23 protein-coding genes are annotated in these 19,350 nt (G+C 40.1%); 14 read left to right on the forward strand and 9 right to left on the reverse strand.

Features of this window, described 5'->3' with window-relative positions:
• Positions 1 to 66 precede the first annotated feature (66 nt).
• The 9 genes from LDO51_RS06895 to LDO51_RS06935 all read right to left on the reverse strand — a co-directional run bounded on the left by LDO51_RS06895 (position 67) and on the right by LDO51_RS06935 (position 5,608).
• On the reverse strand, positions 67 to 492 hold the full coding sequence (locus LDO51_RS06895) for a YbaY family lipoprotein (RefSeq protein ID WP_225576843.1): 426 nt from the start codon (positions 490 to 492) through the stop codon (positions 67 to 69).
• Between the two features lie 26 nt (positions 493 to 518).
• Complete coding sequence (locus LDO51_RS06900) at positions 519 to 947, reverse strand: winged helix-turn-helix domain-containing protein (RefSeq protein WP_225576844.1); 429 nt, start codon at positions 945 to 947, stop codon at positions 519 to 521.
• A 336-nt stretch (positions 948 to 1,283) separates the two neighbouring features.
• Complete coding sequence (locus LDO51_RS06905) at positions 1,284 to 1,769, reverse strand: hypothetical protein (protein ID WP_225576845.1); 486 nt, start codon at positions 1,767 to 1,769, stop codon at positions 1,284 to 1,286.
• Positions 1,759 to 2,457, reverse strand: coding sequence for a hypothetical protein (locus LDO51_RS06910; RefSeq protein WP_225576846.1), 699 nt, complete (start codon positions 2,455 to 2,457; stop codon positions 1,759 to 1,761). The genes LDO51_RS06905 and LDO51_RS06910 overlap by 11 nt, the downstream gene beginning before the upstream one ends.
• Complete coding sequence (locus tag LDO51_RS06915; RefSeq protein WP_225576847.1) at positions 2,435 to 2,986, reverse strand: hypothetical protein; 552 nt, start codon at positions 2,984 to 2,986, stop codon at positions 2,435 to 2,437. Before LDO51_RS06915 ends, LDO51_RS06910 begins: the two co-directional genes overlap by 23 nt.
• Positions 2,970 to 3,725: a type III secretion system inner membrane ring lipoprotein SctJ gene (gene sctJ / locus LDO51_RS06920; RefSeq protein ID WP_225576848.1), complete on the reverse strand. Its 756-nt coding sequence runs from the start codon at positions 3,723 to 3,725 to the stop codon at positions 2,970 to 2,972. Before sctJ ends, LDO51_RS06915 begins: the two co-directional genes overlap by 17 nt.
• 3 nt (positions 3,726 to 3,728) lie before the next feature.
• On the reverse strand, positions 3,729 to 4,025 hold the full coding sequence (gene sctI, locus LDO51_RS06925) for a type III secretion system inner rod subunit SctI (RefSeq protein WP_225576849.1): 297 nt from the start codon (positions 4,023 to 4,025) through the stop codon (positions 3,729 to 3,731).
• Between the two features lie 64 nt (positions 4,026 to 4,089).
• Entirely contained in the window at positions 4,090 to 4,401 is a 312-nt protein-coding gene (locus LDO51_RS06930; protein ID WP_225576850.1) for an EscF/YscF/HrpA family type III secretion system needle major subunit, read from the reverse strand.
• 10 nt (positions 4,402 to 4,411) lie between these two features.
• Positions 4,412 to 5,608: a PrgH/EprH family type III secretion apparatus protein gene (locus tag LDO51_RS06935; protein WP_225576851.1), complete on the reverse strand. Its 1,197-nt coding sequence runs from the start codon at positions 5,606 to 5,608 to the stop codon at positions 4,412 to 4,414.
• A gap of 218 nt (positions 5,609 to 5,826) precedes the next feature.
• Here LDO51_RS06935 and LDO51_RS06940 point away from each other — a divergent pair, with 218 nt between their 5' ends.
• The 14 genes from LDO51_RS06940 to sicA all read left to right on the forward strand — a co-directional run bounded on the left by LDO51_RS06940 (position 5,827) and on the right by sicA (position 19,347).
• Positions 5,827 to 6,642: an AraC family transcriptional regulator gene (locus LDO51_RS06940; protein ID WP_225576852.1), complete on the forward strand. Its 816-nt coding sequence runs from the start codon at positions 5,827 to 5,829 to the stop codon at positions 6,640 to 6,642.
• Positions 6,632 to 8,332, forward strand: coding sequence for a type III secretion system outer membrane ring subunit SctC (gene sctC / locus LDO51_RS06945; RefSeq protein WP_225576853.1), 1,701 nt, complete (start codon positions 6,632 to 6,634; stop codon positions 8,330 to 8,332). Before LDO51_RS06940 ends, sctC begins: the two co-directional genes overlap by 11 nt.
• A complete protein-coding gene (gene sctW, locus LDO51_RS06950; RefSeq protein WP_225576854.1) occupies positions 8,323 to 9,435 on the forward strand; it encodes a type III secretion system gatekeeper subunit SctW in 1,113 nt (370 codons plus the stop codon). The genes sctC and sctW overlap by 10 nt, the downstream gene beginning before the upstream one ends.
• Before the next feature lie 23 nt (positions 9,436 to 9,458).
• Positions 9,459 to 11,525 (forward strand): EscV/YscV/HrcV family type III secretion system export apparatus protein, encoded by a 2,067-nt coding sequence (locus LDO51_RS06955; RefSeq protein ID WP_225576855.1) that lies wholly within the window; start codon positions 9,459 to 9,461, stop codon positions 11,523 to 11,525.
• Positions 11,526 to 11,536: 11 nt separating this feature from the next.
• Positions 11,537 to 11,941: a type III secretion system protein gene (locus tag LDO51_RS06960; RefSeq protein ID WP_225576856.1), complete on the forward strand. Its 405-nt coding sequence runs from the start codon at positions 11,537 to 11,539 to the stop codon at positions 11,939 to 11,941.
• 6 nt (positions 11,942 to 11,947) lie between these two features.
• A complete protein-coding gene (gene sctN / locus LDO51_RS06965) occupies positions 11,948 to 13,240 on the forward strand; it encodes a type III secretion system ATPase SctN (protein ID WP_225577236.1) in 1,293 nt (430 codons plus the stop codon).
• Complete coding sequence (locus tag LDO51_RS06970) at positions 13,240 to 13,692, forward strand: hypothetical protein (protein ID WP_225576857.1); 453 nt, start codon at positions 13,240 to 13,242, stop codon at positions 13,690 to 13,692. The genes sctN and LDO51_RS06970 overlap by 1 nt, the downstream gene beginning before the upstream one ends.
• Positions 13,667 to 14,902: a type III secretion protein gene (locus LDO51_RS06975; RefSeq protein ID WP_225576858.1), complete on the forward strand. Its 1,236-nt coding sequence runs from the start codon at positions 13,667 to 13,669 to the stop codon at positions 14,900 to 14,902. The genes LDO51_RS06970 and LDO51_RS06975 overlap by 26 nt, the downstream gene beginning before the upstream one ends.
• On the forward strand, positions 14,902 to 15,831 hold the full coding sequence (locus tag LDO51_RS06980) for a FliM/FliN family flagellar motor switch protein (protein WP_225576859.1): 930 nt from the start codon (positions 14,902 to 14,904) through the stop codon (positions 15,829 to 15,831). Before LDO51_RS06975 ends, LDO51_RS06980 begins: the two co-directional genes overlap by 1 nt.
• Before the next feature lie 2 nt (positions 15,832 to 15,833).
• The gene (locus LDO51_RS06985; RefSeq protein WP_036949952.1) at positions 15,834 to 16,499 is read left to right on the forward strand and encodes an EscR/YscR/HrcR family type III secretion system export apparatus protein; all 666 of its coding nucleotides are present in this window, start codon (positions 15,834 to 15,836) and stop codon (positions 16,497 to 16,499) included.
• Positions 16,500 to 16,515: 16 nt separating this feature from the next.
• Positions 16,516 to 16,788, forward strand: a complete 273-nt coding sequence (gene sctS / locus LDO51_RS06990) for a type III secretion system export apparatus subunit SctS (protein WP_036949954.1) — start codon at positions 16,516 to 16,518, stop codon at positions 16,786 to 16,788.
• Positions 16,785 to 17,579 carry a type III secretion system export apparatus subunit SctT gene (gene sctT / locus LDO51_RS06995; RefSeq protein ID WP_225576860.1) on the forward strand — a complete coding sequence of 265 codons (795 nt, stop codon included), beginning with the start codon at positions 16,785 to 16,787 and terminating at the stop codon, positions 17,577 to 17,579. The genes sctS and sctT overlap by 4 nt, the downstream gene beginning before the upstream one ends.
• A gap of 32 nt (positions 17,580 to 17,611) precedes the next feature.
• Positions 17,612 to 18,685, forward strand: coding sequence for an EscU/YscU/HrcU family type III secretion system export apparatus switch protein (locus tag LDO51_RS07000; protein WP_225576861.1), 1,074 nt, complete (start codon positions 17,612 to 17,614; stop codon positions 18,683 to 18,685).
• A gap of 128 nt (positions 18,686 to 18,813) precedes the next feature.
• Positions 18,814 to 19,347: a type III secretion system translocator chaperone SicA gene (sicA, locus tag LDO51_RS07005; RefSeq protein WP_423810962.1), complete on the forward strand. Its 534-nt coding sequence runs from the start codon at positions 18,814 to 18,816 to the stop codon at positions 19,345 to 19,347.
• Positions 19,348 to 19,350 lie beyond the last annotated feature (3 nt).

The raw sequence follows: 19,350 nt of genomic DNA on the forward strand, positions 1-19,350 counted from the left end.
TGTGTTTATGAATTGAATACATTGATATATTTTAAATATAGCAAGGCGTTTTTCAGTTCTAATCGATTAGAGAGCACTGACTTTTAGTGACAGCCTTTCAGGCGTAGATTGATTTAACGGAGTAACTTGATTACTCATCATCAGTAATTCCCCCTTTTTTTCGACACGAACACTTAAACCAAAATAGTGGCCTTGAGTTAACAGCGATTCCGGTAAATTAATAGAGAAATTAACTGTTCTCGTGGATTTTCTGGTTGTCAGGGTGTAATCATAATGGCTTTTTTCAGAGTAACTATTTCCGTTTATTGGGGTCACTGAAATGGTAATTAATGCATCATTAGGAATGTCGATAGATTGACTGTAAACATCACCTTGAATATTAAATCCATTTCGATTTTGATTTATTGGGTTATTACAAGAAAATAAAAATAAACAACAGGCTAATATGAAAATAAAATGTAAAATATTTTTTGATATAGTCAATCTAGGCATGGTTTTTCTTCTATTATATAAATAAGTTATTGAAATGAACGGTTAAATACTTTCTGGAAAAAACAGCGAACATATGCATACATATTTTTCTGTTCGTTAAATTTGGATAAAATTGGCATTTCTGACTTTTCACCAGTGTATAAGATACCAATTCTGGGCAGTGTCATGATGAGGTTTTCATCTAACTCTACTTTCTTAAATGATTGGCGCAATTGCCTGACTAATTTGTAGTAACTGCTTTCAGTCACGATAGTTCCACGCTTTTCCCAAATTTCGTGCATCACTTCTCGCTTGCTATTCGTTTTTAACAACAATAGCTTTAATAGGCAGGATTCATTTTCAGATAAATTCACAGTTCTTTTTCCGCGAGATAGCGTTCTCTTTAGTGGGTCATAAACGACTTGACCACATAAAAGTACCATTGGCTCTATTTGATTGTATTCCATGTTATTCATAATATTTCCCACAGATATAGTTCAATATAAAATTAATTATCAATATCGTAATTATCAGTAAAATCGTGTTCAATATAAAAAAACAGTAGGGTAATGAATAGCTGAAAAATTAAGACGTTTTTTTAAATTTGAACAATGTGTTTTGGTGATGTAAATTTAAACTACTATCTGTGAGTGTATATATCAATTTCAAATTTATTTTTTTTATGTTTTTTAAAAAGAAGGGAGTTAAATAGCTTAGATTATAAAAAATGCACTCTAAGCTTGTAAATATTCGTCGGTAATGAATTAATTAATAAACTAATTTAATAGTACAGGGTTATTCAATCGTGAGAGTTATATAGTCGATGGTTCTTCATCATCATCGCCATCAAGATTGAAGCTAGTCATGTTTTTATTCAATTGTTCAGTAAATGGTGTATTCATTAAACTTATCGACATATAACGTTGAATAGCTTTAGTGAAATCTTTATATAGAGCAGGGTCAGATTCAGATGAAGATTTTAATGTTTGGATGATTTGAGTAATGAATGATTCTTTATCATTGCGGTTCAAATTCACCATGGTTTTAAATACCAATGCGAATCGTGTTTTATCACTATCCTGATGTTTAAATTCAGTAATAAAGTTTTGTATTTTAGCGTTTTTATCCTCCGAAATATGGGGGATATTTTTTGCCTGATAGTTCTGTATATCTTTCATGTTGTTACGGGATTTCCAAAGGGTACTCACGTTAGTGTGTAGGTCGGATATACTCGATAGCGTATTGCTATGAGTATGCGAAGCTGACAACGTGTTCAGCAAATTAGGGTCAATTTTCATGTTTTTCTCTCCTTGTTTCTTCTTGTTGAAAAGTGATTTCTTGTTGGAGAGCGTGTTCTTGTTGAATTAGCCGTTTTTGTTGAAGTAATTGCGCATAAGCGTGTTTATGGTGTTGCAACGTTAGACAGCGGGTAGAAATCGGAAAAATATGCGGTAATATTTTCTCTGCCGCTAATTTTGGCGTGAATTGTGTAATTTCATTATTCACTTCTAACGTGATCGAATTATCAGGGCTAGTACATATTTTGATGCCGTTAGCTTGAGAGGTTATTTTGCCTTGCAATGATGCTGGTATGTGCAATTGCACATGGCTAGCTTCAGATTGTAATTGAGCAAAATGTTCTGCCACAATTTCCTGTAGGCGTAAGTCAGTCAATAAACCGATGAGCAATTGAGTTAATTGGCTCTCTGTTTGGCTCACCTTATTTTGGTATTGGGCTTCGCTGTGATTGAGAGCGCCAATAAAATCATTCAAAAGCTGTGTTAATCCATCTTGGTAGCCTTGTTGATAGGCGATAGCATGAATACTTTTCTCAGACTGTTGAGCTTGTTGAACATGGGCTTTGGCTTTTTGATGTGCCTGTTTAACAACCGATTGGGCATATTTATTGGTGTCTAAAACCAGATGTTTAATCAGCACATTTTCAATTAATGTCTGCTGGATATTAGGTTGTGTGTTCTCTGACATAGCGGCAAGTTTCTTCAATAATATTCCAAGGTAGCAGAGTGGAAACTGTGTGGCGGATCATCTGCTGTGTACTGTGGCTAAACATATATTTTGCGCGGGTAGCATAGCCGTGACTAAAGGTATTTAAACACATCAAAAGCTGCTCAGCGCCCAGTGCAAGTAAATGCTGAGGCGTATCGATGGAATGTGTCAGGTCTTGCCATAAGGGATGGCTCAATTTCTGATGCAATTGTCGATATTGTGATAGCTCTCCCCACCAAGGCAGCGGATCAGGGTGCTGAATAACCCCTAAACCCCATGCCACAGAAGGTAATGATGACCAATTTTCGGCAAGCATCTCGGGTAATATCAACGTTTTTTCATCGGGTAAATCTAATTGATATTGCTCAATAAGCTGCAAATTTTGTTGCTGTTGTAGCGGAACGGGTAGCTGATGGTAATGCTCATCAACAAACTCCGAGTGAAAATAATTTCCTGGCGCTAAGAAAATATTTTTTTGGTCAATGAGCAGTTTACTCAATCGGGGCATGACTTGATTTCTCCGCTTCTTCTTCATTTTCATCGCGTTGTTTATTGTTGCGATGGTATAAATACAGCCCAAGCGCAATTAACATACCGATTAATGCGGTGATTAAAGCAAAAGCAATCACGGGATTAAATGCGGGTGTTGGGCCATTTTTTGTTTGATACAGCAGCGGAGGGCGACTGATTATCACGACAGAAACATTGTCATAGGTGGTTTCTACAAAGCTATTATTGAGGAATAACTTAATCTTATTCATCATTACTTTTGGGTCTTCATTACCAGAATAAGTGACGAGACTGGAAACTTTTTGCGTCTGTTTTACGGGACCATTACCAGAAATTGGGTAACTCACATGGACGCGTGCATTCACCACGTTTGGAATCGTCAGTAAAGACTGCTCAAGGCGTTGTTCAATCAGTGATAGTAATCGAGTTCTCTCCGCTTGCGGTGAGGCAACCAGTGAATCTCCAGGGAAAGCATCGATAATTTCCACCGGATCTTTTGATGGCAGATTATATTGGCGTAGCAAGTCTACAGCGATGACAAAATCTTGAGGATCAACGCGAATTGAGTCTCCGTTTTTGGCATCTTGCTTACGTTTGGCTTCCACGCCATGCTCTTGCAAAATTGCGAGAACCTCATTGCTTTGGCGTTGACTTAACTTGCTTAGTAACAGTTGATTGTCACAGCCTAGCAGCAAGCCAATAAACCCGATTAGTAGGAGTTTCTTTAATATATTCATGGTCTATTGTGCTTTTAATACTGTGTCGATGGCAGAAACACTTTTGTGTGTGAGTGTGCTGACCATATTTAAAGCAAGGCTGTAATTACCTACTTGGTTTTGTAATGCCAATAATTTAGCGGGATCGCTTGGGTCAACGGTATTCATTTTCTCCAGAATATCTGCTTTTTCTTGGCTCACAGAGGTCGTGTACTCCGCAAATAACTGCTTCACTTTATCTTCCAGTGGAATAGCGGTTGGTATGGTTGGAGTCATGTCCGCGATATCTGATAGTGTGGAGATTGGATTAATTGGTAACATAAATATTCTCTATAAAGAGAGCATCAGGTGAGTGATGCTCTGATTTAAATAACACGCTACGAGCTTACACGTTACGAATAATGGCTTGTGCTGCATCTTTAATGGACTTCATTACGTTACTTTGTAATTGACGTGCCATATTATAGTTACCGCTTAACGCTGTGATTTTACCCAGAACCAGTGGGTTATCGACTTCCAGACTTGGATTGTCAATCATAGACTTTAATTCATCAGCGATAGTTTTAGTTCTTTCGCTAATACCTGCGGAGCTGCGATACATCATGCCCCATTTATTATCTGTTGCTGTGTTCGATTCTTTTTCTAATGCAGATGCATCCCAATTACCATTTGTATTATTAATACCCGGAGTTGCCATATTTATTACCTCATGAATTAGGTTGGTTTGAGTTAAATAACCAATGATTATTACCTAATAACGTAATACCGTTGGTATGAGTGATAAACGATTTTCCAGCCAGTTCATTATTGGCAAGGGAGACGGAAAATTGAATTTGCTTGGTTCCCCACTTTTGACTAAATGAATTGGTGAAGCTAATTAAAGAGAGAGTCTGTTTATCATTTAAACTATCTCTTATAACAAAGATAACGTAGTTACCTTTGGTTATTCTTTGCCATTTCACATTACTTTCAGTCAACCCTAATTCGGCTTTCTTGATGAGCTCCTCAAGTGGAACTTGTATCAATTGGCTTTGGTTATAACAACTAAAGTAATTAGATAAAATGCGATTAATATTTTTATCATCATTATTCGGTAGTGGGTTTTTCACGACTCGAATGATGGGCTGACAAGGGTTGCTAATATCAACCTTTAATAAATTAGGTATAGAGTCTATTAACTTGTCTTCAATTTCTTTTTCAAGTGCATTTGTTTTTCTAATGATGTATTTTTCTTGATAACCTGACTTTAATAAAACTTGATGACTCCAATCTTCATCTCTTTGAGATTTGACTAGAATAAGTATCTCGCCTTTTTTGTTCTGTGTGTAGACAATAGGGTAATAACTTCCTTTTAATATATTATCTATGTTTTGAATTTGTTTTTCAGCGTTATTTTTTGGATTAATTTGGAATTCAACGAATAATATAAAAATAATGGCAAATAGTAATAAGAAAGCAAAAAACCATTTTTTATTAAACTTTGGTTTCTGTTTTATGGCAATGGGGCTATGTTCCGTAAGTGATAGTGAGTGAGAAGGCAATGGTTTTTGGTCTTTCTCTAGATAATTCCATTTAGTATTCAATTCTTTAATTGCTATTGGAAAGGTGTCAATGAGTAATATTTCTTGTAGTGTGGCAGTAATATGACGACTTTTTCCATCTTGTTTAAGATTAATGACAAGGTTATTACTCGGTTCGTCATGAGAAACAATAGAAAACTCACACTGGGTGTGTTCACTAGGAATGTAATAGGTTGTAAAACCATTTTCATCTATTTCGGTTTTATATTTAGTATGTTGCCCAACAATAATAAGATTTTTATCGATGTTAATCATTAGCTCTTGACTATTCATCGAACCACTAATAATTTTCATTATGCAGGTGTGGTGTTTTGTTTCTATCATAAGATAATCTCAATTAATAAAAGATAGCGAGTCATATTGACTTCAATGTTCAGTATTTAAATATAAGAGCATAATGTAGTCAGCTGAATTTATCTTATTCATTCACACTCTGTATCTTTATGTTTAATTCCGAAATATTCCAGACTATTCATTTGTTTTTTTCTATTTAATCACTGACTCTACATCAAGTAAAAATCAATGGATAAGGTCTATTTATAATGTCGAATAAAGATATTGCTAAATTATTGGAGAGTAGAAATAGTTGCTTTTCTTTACAAGACGTACTGGTCTTGTCAATACCAAAAGAAGCTATAACCACAATAGAAAATATAACTACAGCAAAAGGGAAAGCGACGCTTTGTTATAAATCTCGGTATACAAATTTAAATATTAAAGTACAAGAACCCGCTATCTTTATTTGCGGTATGGATGAATTAATGATTAAAGATGAAACTTTATGGGATATTTACACCATGGAGTTATCAGAAATCGTTGAAACACTTGCTATTATTGATACTGCAATGGGGCAATCCTTTCTTGCAAAAAAAGCAACCAGAGAGAGTGATGAAAATCAATTAGGTGAATTCATTCTATTTGACGATGAAATATCAGTGCCTGTTTTAATTAAAAATATCGTGATTGATTTGATCATTAAAAAGCAGCCGTTATTTGATGATTGGTGTGATGTATTAAGACGCTATGAAGCGTATGGAATGATGCGCTTTTTAATTTCAGCCGCTCAGCAAGATAAAAATGCCAATATTAATCAACTGTGTGCCCGTTACGGCATTTCAGCTTCTTATTTTAGGCAACTCTACCGAGAAAACTTTAATAAAACCGCTAAACGCAAAATTATGGGCGTACGTATGGGGGCGGCCATTTTGCAATTAATTGAAAGTGAAAGTTCTATTCTAGATGTTGGATTAGAAGCAGGTTACTGCTCTGCCTCTCACTTTACGAATGATTTGAAAAAAGAATTGGGATTAACCCCATCAGAAATAAGGCATCTTGGAGCAACGTTATATGAACAGTAAAAAATTAATAGCGGCTTTTATTTCGCTGTTTTTACTGAGTGTAAATATCAATACCGCTCAATCAGAAATGATGATTGCAGCGCCCGTGACGCAAGAAAGAAGTGCAGACACGTTTGTCGCGAATAATATCGCGGTCGGTAAAGTGTTTGATGCTGTAGCAGAACAAATTAATAAGCCGATTATTTTAAGTAAATTGGCATCCCAGAAAAAAGTGACGGGAAATTTTAACCTCGCGAATGCCGATGAAATGTTTAAAGCCTTAACGCGTCGTATCGCATTAGTCTGGTATGACGATGGCGCAGGCATTTATGTCTATGATAATAGTGAAATGCGCAGTTTAATTATTCCGACTCATAAAGTCAGTAGCCAGCAAGTTATCAGCTATATCCAACGTAATGGCATCTATGATGTGCGTTTTCCTGTTCGTTCCCAAGGTGGCGACACGATGTTATTTGTGTCGGGACCACCGCTCTATGTTGAGTTGATTAAAGGCGCTGCGCTGTATCTTGGCGAGCAACTTAAACAAGAAGAAAAAATCAGTGGTAATGTTGCGGTGATCCCGTTGAAGCATGCCTCTGTAAGCGACCGAAGTTACTCATTACGTGGTCAATCGATCACTGTTCCCGGCATGTTATCGGTGATCAGCGCCCTATTTAAAAATGGGGGCAGTAGCGTTGAAGAAACCCTCGAAATTTTACCTGCAAAGCTCAATACCGATGGGGATGAAATTGATGCCTTAATGGATGCGCCGATTGCAGGAGGTCGTCCTGAAAATCGTCAAGTCACCGTCAGACGTGGTGGCGCATCAAATAGTCGCTTTTCTCTGGTTGCTCATTCTGACAGCAACAGCCTGATTGTGAAGGGCAGCCCAGAGCAGATCCGTTATGTTCGTGATTTGATTAAAACATTAGATAACCGCCGCCGCCAAGTGGAGCTTTCCTTGTGGATCATCGATATCACGCGCTCTGAGTTGGATAATTTAGGGGTGAATTGGGAAGTGGGCTCGTTTAACGTGGGGGGTGGCTCTGTTTCTTTCAATCGAAGCACCTTACTCGATAGCAGCAAATTTTTAGTGCAAATTGATGCGCTAAGCAAAAATGGTAATAGCCAAATTGTCTCGCGCCCGGTGTTGCTGACCCAAGAAAACGTTCCTGCACTGTTTGATAACAACACCAGTTTCTACGCCAAGCTACAAGGTGAACGTACTGCAACCCTCGAATCGGTCACTTACGGCACGATGATCAGCGTTATGCCGCGTATTTCGGCCGGTCAAAGTGTCGAAATGGAAGTGAATATCGAAGATGGTGCAGAAAATCGCGATAGCAGCGGCAAAACATCCAGCGTTGAAGGGCTTCCGACGGTTAATCGCACCAGCATTAATACGGTAGCGCGTATTGCTAAAGATAGCAGCCTGTTAATCGGTGGCTACACTCGCGACCAATATATTGAAAATGAAAGCAAAATCCCTCTTCTTGGCGATATCCCTTGGGTAGGTGGCTTATTCCGTCATAGCTCGACCAATCAACAAAAAATGGTGCGTATCTTTTTAATCCAGCCGCGTTTATTGGATGAGAACGAAGTGTGGGATGGTCGACAATTTTCTGAAAAAACCCGTATTACACAAAAGGATAGCCAACTGAATGGAACGGCACAGTTCCTCCAGCAATACATGAGGGATTCATGGCAATAACCCCGCTGAGCTACAGCAACCGCATGCTACTGAATGCGCAAGACAAGAGTCGTACAACCACGAAAAGCAGTGATGACTCCGATGAAGCTGCACGCGGTGCGGGGGTGATTGATAGTTCCAGCGAATACGCTTCGATGGCGATGCTGGCCGCGAGCCATGTGCGTCGAGGCGGTTCGAAAAAAGGGCAAGAAGAGGAGTGGATGCGCTTTGCTGAGCACATCTTAGAAAATAATGCGGATGAAAAAGTACTGCATATTGAAGGAATACTCAATCGTCAACTGATGACGCCTCAGCAGTTACGTGCCTTTTTATTGCAGTTTTTCTCTGATCCTAGCGATTTACTGATGGTGCTCGCCGCGCTTATCAACCGTAAAAAACTCAAGCAGGAGCAGATTGAGCATTTGCAAGAGTTAGAGCGGCTACTGCTAACCGAAGACATCCACCGTACGGCGCAGGCAGGGGCAAATATCGCGCTAATCGCAAAAGCGTTTGCCCAAACCCTGCGTGAAAGTGCTGGGAACTTACGCACCTTATACCGCGAATTTATCAGCTATGACGGTCCTGTGGTCTATTTATATGAACAGTGGGTGGAAGAGATGGAACTGGCTCAGCGGGAAAACATGATGCGTTATCTCGCAAGAGCCTTGGCGTGTGATTTACAAGCACTGCCGCTGGGAGACCTCAATATCAGTGAGTTTGGTAGTTTTTTCACACGAATTGGTCGTTTGCGTGAGTTGCAGTCACTAGATCGCGCATTTAGTCAGCAATTTCTCCAATCGGGTCTGTTTCGCCAGCAAACGCAGTTGTCGCAAAACCACTTGCAGCAGAGCCAGTTTGAGAAGGTGCTAAGCCAGTTATTTACCAGTGGGATCCGTAGCCAAGAAAGCTTTCATGACAAGTTGTTGAATTTCATTCAGGCGCAATTAAGTGTCATGACCACGGATCTACGCGCCCGCTTTGTTCAACTTTTGATTATTGCGTTTTCAATTATCCCTGTTGCCATTTTTCACTCATTGGAAGCGCGTGATGAATTACTCGACCAATTAAAAATACAGATGGATCAACTGTTGATGCAAGAGCAGCGCTTACATCGACAACCTTAATTTGATAGGAAATACACGATTTCATGAAAAACTTAACCGGATTTTTATTGCAGATCCGTAATCGCCCTGAGCTGATGGTGCTAGTCATCATGGTGATGGTGATTGCGATGCTGATTATCCCTTTACCTACCGTCTTGGTCGATTTATTGATTGCACTGAACATTATGATTTCGGTGCTGATCTTTATGAGCTCGTTTTATATTACGCGAGTCCTTAACTTCCAATCTTTCCCGTCTATTCTGCTGATTAGCACGCTGTTTAGGTTGGCACTCTCTATTAGTACCAGCCGACTTATCCTGCTTGAAGCGGATGCTGGCGATATTATCGACACCTTCGGTGAGTTCGTTATTCAGGACAACTTAGTGGTGGGAATGGTGGTATTCGCCATCGTGACTATCGTGCAATTTATTGTTATCACCAAAGGTTCAGAACGTATTGCTGAAGTGGCAGCCCGTTTCTCCTTGGATGCGATGCCTGGAAAACAGATGAGCATCGATGCGGATTTACGTGCTGGGGTTATCGATGAAGCAACCGTGAAAATTAAACGTGGCGACCTGGAAAAAGAGAGCCAATTATTCGGTTCTTTTGACGGTGCGATGAAGTTTATCAAAGGGGATGCCATTGCCGGTATCGTGATTATTTTCGTCAACTTAATAGGCGGAATATCAGTAGGTACGGCTCAGCAAGGCATGGACCTTTCCACGGCATTAAATACCTTCACGTTATTAACCATCGGTGATGGGTTAGTTGCGCAAATTCCCGCGCTGCTTATCTCTATCAGTGCTGGCTTTATTGTGACTCGCGTGGGTGGCAATGATAAAAATTTAGGTGAAAACATTGTTTCTGAACTTTTTGACAATGATTTCACTATCCTAATCACCGCATTTATCGTGCTATTTATGGGCTTTTTACCCGGATTCCCAACAGCCATTTTCGTGTTCCTTGCGGCATTACTGATGGGGTTATTTGCCACTCGCTATTTTAAAAAGCGCAAAGCGCGGCGAAAAGAGCAGCAATTGGGTGAAGAAAATCTGCAAACGGAAGCCACTGAAGGGGAAACTCAGCGTGCGAATGATGATTTCGACGATGAATATATTCCAGAAACCTTACCCGTCATTATCTCGGTTAATCAGCAATATAAGCAGCATCTAGAAGATAATAATTTTTTATCTCGCATGAAAAAAGAGGTGTTTATTCGCTATGGGTACCGTATTCCAGATATTGCCATTAACTATTCACCTATCGTGCCAGAAAACAAAATTGTGGTGCTAATAAATGAAGTAAAAGCGGGTGAATACGATGTCTATTTTCATGGTCAGCGCTTACTGACGGCGAATGATGAGTTGGAATACCTTGGTATGGAACTCATCAAATATACCGATGAATATGGTTCAGTCAGCACCTGGTTTGACAACCAATACAGCGAAAATGTAGAGCAACTCGGTTTATTAGTGCGCGACGATGTGACTGAAATGATTGATTGCGTCAGTACCTTGTTATTACGTCACATCAATGAATTCTTCGGGATCCAAGAAACTAAAAATTTACTGGATGATCTTGAAAGAAAGTACCCCGAATTACTGAAAGAATGCTATCGCCACGCCACCGTACAAAAAGTCACGGAAGTTTTCCAACGCTTATTAATGGAAAAAATTTCGGTGCGCAATATGAAGCTAATTATTGAAACCTTAGTGCAATGGGTACCCAAAGAGAAAGACAGCATGATGCTGGTAGAGCATATTCGCAGCTCCATGGCGCGTTATATCTCATCCCGTTTCTCGGTGGAAGGGCGTTTGAATGTCTTAATGGTGAATGCTGAACTGGAAGACACCATTCGCCAAGGTATCCGCCAATCATCCGGTGGTGTTTATCTGCATTTAGAACCTGAAAAAAGCAATGAACTTATTCAGGCAGCTGAAGTGGCATTAGAAAACAGTTACTTATCTGTTAGAGATGTCAATGTATTGGTACCTGTGGATATCCGCCGGTTTGTGAAAAAAATCTTAGAAGGTCGTTTCCCTGAACTTGAGGTGCTCTCATTCAATGAGGTTTCCGAAATGGTGAAGGTCAACGTTATTAAAACGATATAAGGAACACGTAAATGAAATACCGTTTTGTCGAGAAATTGAATGAATTTTTAAATTCCATGGGGCGCAGTGATTTAGTTAATCCACAGCTTGATTGCCATTCCAATATTCAACTCGAAATGAATGATGCACCTGCGATTAATATTGATTTGTCATCCGATGATTTAATTATTTGGTGCAACTTAATGGAATGTAATTACAGCCGACTCGATGCATCCAGCGCTTCATTATTAAAAGGCATTTTAGAGTATGTCCCACGTAATTTTCACGCGGGACAACCTGCACTGAATATTATGGAAAATAACTTGGTGCTATCGGCAGTATTAAAGTCAGCTTCATTGGATAACATGCAATTATTTGCAGACTCTTTTGAAGAATTTTTTGAGCGCGCCACCGAATTGCGCCTGCAATTATCGTAATTGATGATGAAACTTTTTGACGTTTGTGCACATCCAGTGCGCATTCATGGATGTCTGATTGAAGCCCCATTGGATGGCGTATTTATTGGCGAGATCTGTTTTATTGAGCAGTCATTGGCTCAGCCAAAAGTTATCGCCAAAGCGCAAGTGATTGGCTTCAAAGAAGGGCTAACGGTACTGAGTCTGATTGGTCGTGCTCAGGGCTTCACCCGTGAAGTGGTTATTCGTCCAAGTGGCTACCCGTTTGTATTTCAAATGGGGGAGCACCTTGCGGGGAATATTTTTAATGCGGCAGGGGAATTTGAAGGCGCATTAAGTCAGAAAAATAGCGAAATTACGCAGTTAAAAACCAAGCTACAACGTATCGATAATCCTCCGGTGAGTGTGAATAAACGCCGCCCGGTCAATGAACCAATGGTCACAGGGGTTCGTGCTATCGATGGATTACTGACGTGTGGGGTGGGCCAGCGTATCGGCATTTTTGCCGCGGCGGGTAGCGGTAAAACTTCATTAATGAACATGCTGATTAATCACGCTCACGGGGATATTCATATTGTGGCATTGATTGGTGAGCGTGGGCGAGAAGTGATTGAATTTATTGAAGAACTCAAGCAATCCCCCCATGCGGATAAAACCATTTTAGTGTATGCCACCTCAGACAGCCCGCCGATTGAACGCTGTAATGCTGCCTTGTTAGCGACGGCGATGGCGGAATATTTCCGTGATTTAGGAAAACAGGTTTTATTGTATGTCGATTCGATGACCCGTTATGCAAGGGCATTGCGTGATGTGGCACTCGCAGCAGGGGAACTCCCTGCACGTCGTGGTTATCCCGCCTCTGTTTTCGAGCAACTCCCATTATTACTCGAACGTCCAGGGTGCGTAAAACAGGGGTCTATTACTGCGTTTTACACCGTGTTATTAGAAAGTGAGGAAGAAGCCGACCCTATTGGCGATGAAATTCGCTCTATTTTAGATGGGCATATTTATCTTAGCCACAAACTGGCGGGGCGAGGACATTACCCTGCGATTGATATTTTGCACAGTATTAGCCGTGTTTTTCAGAAGGTGACAACGCCGGAACATCGCCAATTTGCTGTCGATATTCGTGAAAATTTATCCCGCTTAGAGCAGATCAAGTTGTACCTCGAATTGGGGGAATACCAGCGAGGTGAAAGCCAAGAAAATGACCGTGCGTTAGACAAGCAGCAGGATATCAATCATTTCTTACAACAAAACATGGATGAATCAGAGGGCTTTGAGGAAATGTTAGCCCAATTACACCATTTGGCATCCTGATGATTAATCAATTATTAGTGCTGACTGAAAAGCGTCTTGAAAGAGTGCAGTTAGAGCAAAGCAAGCTGAAAAACGCCATTTTGCAGTTGCAGCAACAGCGTCAGGATATTCATCAACGGATAGCCATATTAACCCTGCAAGTGGGCGTATATGAAAAATCTGAAGAATTAACGCAAATGGATTTTTGGGAACGTCAACGGCAAAAAGCCGTGGTTTTATCAGAAATCGCCCAATGTGAATTTCAGATAGAAAACATCGACGCTGAATTATCTAAGTATCATTTATTGAAGCAGCAAATGACTGAACGGACGTTCATTTTGCGTAATAAGTGCGAGAAATTCCGAAAATATCTCAAGCAACAACGTAGGGCGCAGTGGTTAAAATTAGAGCGCCAGCAACAAAATGAAATCGAGGAGCTGTTTGTTCATGTCGACAATAAAATCACTGCCTAGTGAAAGTAAATTTAATTCCATGATGGAAGGTAAAAGTGCATCGCTAGGTTTTCATCATCAACAATATGACCCGCAAAAACCTGGTTTTCAAAAGCAAGATGGTCAGCAGCATTCAGTCAAAAAAGCTGCTCAGGATATTGTTCAAAAAAAACTGACTCAAGTGGCTGGCAATAATAAAAAGCCCAAAAAACCAGTAGAAGAGTTGGCGGTACCCGTTCTGTTGAACTTGCCGGCTTCAATCCAGCACATTCACTCTGGCGGGAAAGTGGCATTTCTCTCTTCAGAATATGGGGCCGATAAAAAAAATAGTGAAGCAAATCATTCGCTAAGTGCACAACCCGATGACTCATTAAGGCAAACGGTGAGTGAGGGCGATATTCCACCGATCACGTTTAGTGCCAATGTTGGGGGGGTATCAATCGGTCAAATGGCTGACGCGAAAACCGTTAAATCAAAAATCATGGAGCAAAAAGCGGCTCGATTTTTGTCAGATAATCCGACAAGTGTAAAGCAAACCCAATGGATGAGTATTCCATTAGCTCAGCAGACTGAAGTCGTGGACATCGCTGTATTGAAATCACCTCTGCGTGATGGTCAATCAAATGTAGTGAGAGAAATTCATTCTACGACTGAACCTGTTATGCAAACTCAGCATGATGTCGAGGGGCAGAATACCGCTGTGCGCCACGAAGGTCGACCTGTGCTAAATGCGCATCCTGAACCTCAATATTTTTCTGATATGAAAAACGTCAATATTGAAAAATCAGAAGTGATTCAATCGGATGAAATGGATATTACCCAAAATATCTTAACGCAAGTGCGTGCTGAGATAGGGGAGAAATCACTGGCTGCGATGCCTCAAACCTCTGCTTCCCAAACCTCAGCACATATACAGCAAGCCTCTTCAATGGTAAGCAAGGTCGCTGAATTGATGGCAGCTTCTGAGGTTGAAAGTCCCAAAACGGTGCCTTCTCGCACTCTGAGCTACACCTTTAGCCAATGGCAAAATACCCCGACGGTCTCTTTTGCTTTAGCGAGCGCTAACAAAGATCAGGTTGTGGCATCAACGTTAAGCCATGAAGTGCAGCAGGCTTTGCAAGACAACCAGCATTTGTGGGCAAGTGAACAAAAAATGGTGATCCGACGTGAAGAGCATGAAGGGCAACAGCGTCAACGGCAGCAACAGCATCAGCAAGATGAGGATTCCTAATGCTAAATATTCAGCGAATTAGCCACCGAGAAAAGCAGGTGAGAGAGTGGCAGCAGCGTTTTCAATGGGACTTAGGCATGCATATTCCCATGGTTGGAGAACGCTATTTCCAAGTCACCCTACACAGTCAAAAGCAAAAAACGCAAGTGTTGGTGAATGCTGAAGAATGGTGCCGTCACCGCTGGCCTAAGTTGGCCCACTACGCATGGAATCTCTTAGATACCAAAAGTTTATGCAAAATTTTTACTTATGAAAATACGGGAAAAACGTTTTTCTCCGAGCAATTCCGTTGTCATGGAGTCGAGATTATTGATGATGAACAGCTCCAACAACCTTGGCTAACGGTGAAAGAAAAAAAACTTGGCATTGTGCTGTTAAGTGACCCTATTGAAGGGCTAACCGAGCTTAAGGCGCAAAACGGGATAGCCAAGCAGCTTAAGCTGCAAGCCGACTGGATTTTAGGTTACAGCCATATCAGCTGTAAAACGTTGCAGTCTATCGCGCTTGGCGACGTGCTGCGTATTCAGCAATTGCAATTAGATATGACCGTTGCAGGACGTGTATTGGCCCATTTTCAAAAACAACAAGAAGGTATTTTTATGATTGAACAGTTAATGACAGCAGATGACGAACAGATAGTTTCTGCGGTGGAAGAGGCGTTTGTTGAGGAAACTGTTCGTCCTTTTCATTTGCACGACCTCACGGTCAAATTGACCTTTGTATTGGGTCACTCAGACATCAGTGTCGAGGAATTGGATTCGCTCCAGCCGGGGGCAATCTATTCAATTGGTGAAAACAAAGAACGTGAAGTGAAGGTGTATGCAAATAAACAACTGATCGCGGAAGGTGAGCTGACCTATATTGGCGATAGTGACGAATTAGGCTTAGAAATTAAGCGCTTGGTAAGCTTAGGCGATAAAAGGTTATAAGCATGCCAACGGTTCCAAATGAAATACCTTTATTAGTCCTTATCGCCTTTTCCACGCTGCTACCTTTTATTATTGCAGCCGGAACTTGCTATCTAAAAATCTCGATTGTGCTGATTATGGTGCGCAATGCGATGGGTGTACAGCAAGTCCCTTCGACGATGGCACTCAATGGTATCGCCTTGTTACTGTCCATTTTTGTGATGATGCCTGTACTGCAAGATGTGAACAATTATATGCGTCACGAAAGCGTGGATTTTAGCAATGTGGAATCCATCGACAACTTCGTTGATAACGGGCTAGGGCGCTATAAAGATTACTTAGTGAAATATTCCGATCCTCAATTAGTGAATTTCTTCGAGTCTATTCAGCAGGGTAAAACGGAAGCCGAGGTGCAAGAAGAGCAAGCGGCGCCAACGCTATTTTCATTACTGCCAGCCTACGCATTGAGTGAAATTAAATCTGCGTTTGAAATTGGCTTTTATATCTATTTACCGTTTGTGGTTATCGACTTGGTGATCTCAAGCATTCTGTTAGCGCTGGGTATGATGATGATGAGTCCCGTGACTATTTCAGTGCCAGTGAAATTGATTTTGTTTGTGGCAATTGATGGATGGTCACTGATTTCTAAAGGGCTGGTGATGCAGTATTTCGAACTCGCACAGCATTGACGTAAGGGAATAGAAAATGGATTCAATCATTTATGTCAGTAATAAAGCGATGTTGTTGATCGTCATATTGTCGGCGATTCCCGTCATTGTAGCGACGGTAGTGGGGCTGTTAGTGGGGCTTTTGCAAACAGTAACCCAGCTTCAGGAACAGACATTGCCTTTTGGTATCAAATTATTAGCCGTATTTGGTTCCTTATTTATGATTTCAGGTTGGCTGGCGGATAAAGTGATGAATTACGCCATTGAAGTCATGACCACCGCCCTACCAGCGATAGGGTTATTTGGATGAATCAGGAGATGCTCTCATTGGCGTCGTCCTTGTATTTTAATTTCCAGCAAGGTCTAGTGAAAATTGCATTTGCCTGGTTGCGCATTGCCCCTGTCATGTTTTTTTTGCCTTTTTTGAGTAACAAATTGCTCAATGGTGGGATCATTAAAAATTGTGTCGTCGCGTATTTGGCGTTAGGGATGTGGCCTTACCTGACCGCACGTGAAATAAATTGGAATGAAATCAGCCTCAGTGAGGTTTTTATTTACGAGGTCAGTATTGGCATTATATTGGCGCTGATTTTAGGGCTGCCATTTATGATTGCTAATGTTATCGGCGAGTTGATAGATACCCAGCGGGGAGAAACCATTAGTAGTATTGTCGACCCGGCAAGTGGTACTGAAGCCTCGGAGCTGGCGGTATTTATCAGCTATATCGTGTGTATGGTGTTTTTGGCACAAGGGGGTATGTACCAACTCGCCAACGTATTTGCACAAAGTTATCAATTATTGCCCTTTGCCCATGGATTTACTTCATTCAACAGTTTGCCGTTAGGGGAATGGTTAAATAAGGCAGTCGTGAATGGCGTGATATTAACGGCGCCGATTATTGTGACACTCTTTATTTCGGAAGTAGCACTCGGGTTATATTCCCGTTTTTGTCCACAATTAAATGCATTTTCATTGTCTTTGGCAATTAAATCGATTATCGCCTTTATTGTGTTTTTACTTTATTTCCAAAATGAAGTTCCAGATATATTGGTTAATATGATTTCGATATCGCCATTAAAAACTATTTTTTATTCATCTTAATGAATATTGATACAGGATGATGAGACTGTGTTATGGCTGAAAAAACAGAAAAGCCTACCGATAAAAAAATAAAAGATTCTGCCAAAAAAGGACAAAGTTATAAAAGTAAGGATACCATAGCGGCAATTGTTTTAGTCACTGGTGCATTTGTTATTGGCGGAATGTCCAGTTTATATGAACTGGGTGGGTTAATGAAAAAATTATTATTAAACCCACATGATATTCATATCGATAATTTGCTTTGGAAATTCTCAAAAGTCTTTCTGAGTATTGTTGTCCCCGTTTTGATTGCTTGTTTTTTGTCTGGCACGATTATTTCACTATTACAAAGTCGATTTAGATTAGCGACAGAAGCAATCAAACTTGATTTTACAAAATTAAATCCAATTGCCGGATTTAAAAAAATATTTTCTTTAAATTCACTTAAAGAGCTGATTAAAGCCATTTTGTACTTATTGGTCTTTAGTGTTTCTGCGGCCACTTTTTTTGTGGTGTGGCGGCACGAAATTTTCATGTTATATCGCACCACGATCAATGGCATGACTACGCAGTGGGTAAGTCTTTGTATTATATTTGTATTTGTCTTTCTTGCAGTGGCGCTCATTATTGTTTTAGTGGATGCAATTGCAGAATTTTTCTTATTTATTAAAAACCTAAAAATGGAAAAACAGGAAGTCAAAAAAGAGTACAAAGATAATGAAGGTGACCCCCATATTAAAAGTGCACGTAAAGGGCTACACCAAGAAATATTATCAGAGGAAGTGAAGGCAAATATTAAAAATTCGACGTTCGTTATGGCAAACCCAACACATATTGCCATGTTGATTTATTATGATTCGAATATCGCACCACTGCCTTTCTTAATGTTAAAAACTCGCGGGGTACAAGCGAAAGCCGTTATTAAATATGCAGAGCAACAGAATGTACCTGTAGTAAGAGATATTATTTTAGCTCGCCAAATATGGCGAAATTATAAAAAGAATAGCTTTATTGATGAGAATGGATTGCAGGATGTTATGCAAATAATTACTTGGCTGATTCGCATAGAATTAGAAAAATTAGGAATAGATGTAGATGAAGCATTAGAGCAATTAATTTCATCATGAATTGATGGCGCTATAAATTAATTATTCACGCATTGAATCGTTTTTTATAAGAAACAGATAATTTGATTAGATATGATGCAAGAGAGCAGTTTGCATCATATATCACGTATTAATAACGAGGTGACTATATGAACCACACAGAAACGGGTAGTACCCAAACTGACAGCACTCAAATCGAAATGGAAGCGTTACTCGATGGAATTACCACTGCACTCATGGATGGCGCAACGTATAAAGATATTCATGGTATTCCACAAACCACGATGGATGGCATTTATGCCTACGCTTATGAATTTTATCAGCAAGGCAAATTAGAAGAAGCGGAAACCTTTTTCCGTTTTTTAAGTATTTACGATTTTTATAACACTGACTATGTCATGGGATTAGCGGCTGTTTATCAATTAACGAAACGTTATGAGAAAGCAACGGAATTATACGCACTGGCCTTTGTTTTGGCGAAAAATGATTACCGTCCATTATTCCATGCAGGGCAGTGCAATTTGATGCTGAAGAAGAGCAGTGCGGCAATTCACTGCTTTGAAAGTGTAGTTGAAAACAGTCTTGATGCTGATTTACAGAAAAAATCAGAAGCTTATTTGAGTGCTTTAAAAACAAACCTCGAAAAAGCAGTGGCATCAGAATTATCGGACTCTAACACTTAGAGA

The sequence above is a fragment of the Providencia alcalifaciens genome (genome assembly GCF_020271745.1).
Lineage (GTDB): Bacteria > Pseudomonadota > Gammaproteobacteria > Enterobacterales > Enterobacteriaceae > Providencia > Providencia alcalifaciens_B.

Coding starts and splice junctions, on each gene's coding strand:
- LDO51_RS06940 (WP_225576852.1), top strand. CDS start 5,827: ATGTCGAATAAAGATATTGCTAAATTATTGGAGAGTAGAAATAGTTGC.
- LDO51_RS06935 (WP_225576851.1), bottom strand. CDS start 5,608: ATGATAGAAACAAAACACCACACCTGCATAATGAAAATTATTAGTGGT.
- sctJ (WP_225576848.1), bottom strand. CDS start 3,725: ATGAATATATTAAAGAAACTCCTACTAATCGGGTTTATTGGCTTGCTG.
- sctS (WP_036949954.1), top strand. CDS start 16,516: ATGGATTCAATCATTTATGTCAGTAATAAAGCGATGTTGTTGATCGTC.
- LDO51_RS07000 (WP_225576861.1), top strand. CDS start 17,612: ATGGCTGAAAAAACAGAAAAGCCTACCGATAAAAAAATAAAAGATTCT.
- sicA (WP_423810962.1), top strand. CDS start 18,814: ATGAACCACACAGAAACGGGTAGTACCCAAACTGACAGCACTCAAATC.
- LDO51_RS06975 (WP_225576858.1), top strand. CDS start 13,667: ATGTCGACAATAAAATCACTGCCTAGTGAAAGTAAATTTAATTCCATG.
- LDO51_RS06960 (WP_225576856.1), top strand. CDS start 11,537: ATGAAATACCGTTTTGTCGAGAAATTGAATGAATTTTTAAATTCCATG.
- sctN (WP_225577236.1), top strand. CDS start 11,948: ATGAAACTTTTTGACGTTTGTGCACATCCAGTGCGCATTCATGGATGT.
- LDO51_RS06980 (WP_225576859.1), top strand. CDS start 14,902: ATGCTAAATATTCAGCGAATTAGCCACCGAGAAAAGCAGGTGAGAGAG.
- LDO51_RS06915 (WP_225576847.1), bottom strand. CDS start 2,986: ATGCCCCGATTGAGTAAACTGCTCATTGACCAAAAAAATATTTTCTTA.
- sctT (WP_225576860.1), top strand. CDS start 16,785: ATGAATCAGGAGATGCTCTCATTGGCGTCGTCCTTGTATTTTAATTTC.
- sctW (WP_225576854.1), top strand. CDS start 8,323: ATGGCAATAACCCCGCTGAGCTACAGCAACCGCATGCTACTGAATGCG.
- LDO51_RS06985 (WP_036949952.1), top strand. CDS start 15,834: ATGCCAACGGTTCCAAATGAAATACCTTTATTAGTCCTTATCGCCTTT.
- LDO51_RS06910 (WP_225576846.1), bottom strand. CDS start 2,457: ATGTCAGAGAACACACAACCTAATATCCAGCAGACATTAATTGAAAAT.
- LDO51_RS06955 (WP_225576855.1), top strand. CDS start 9,459: ATGAAAAACTTAACCGGATTTTTATTGCAGATCCGTAATCGCCCTGAG.
- LDO51_RS06905 (WP_225576845.1), bottom strand. CDS start 1,769: ATGAAAATTGACCCTAATTTGCTGAACACGTTGTCAGCTTCGCATACT.
- LDO51_RS06930 (WP_225576850.1), bottom strand. CDS start 4,401: ATGGCAACTCCGGGTATTAATAATACAAATGGTAATTGGGATGCATCT.
- sctI (WP_225576849.1), bottom strand. CDS start 4,025: ATGTTACCAATTAATCCAATCTCCACACTATCAGATATCGCGGACATG.
- LDO51_RS06970 (WP_225576857.1), top strand. CDS start 13,240: ATGATTAATCAATTATTAGTGCTGACTGAAAAGCGTCTTGAAAGAGTG.
- LDO51_RS06895 (WP_225576843.1), bottom strand. CDS start 492: ATGCCTAGATTGACTATATCAAAAAATATTTTACATTTTATTTTCATA.
- sctC (WP_225576853.1), top strand. CDS start 6,632: ATGAACAGTAAAAAATTAATAGCGGCTTTTATTTCGCTGTTTTTACTG.
- LDO51_RS06900 (WP_225576844.1), bottom strand. CDS start 947: ATGAATAACATGGAATACAATCAAATAGAGCCAATGGTACTTTTATGT.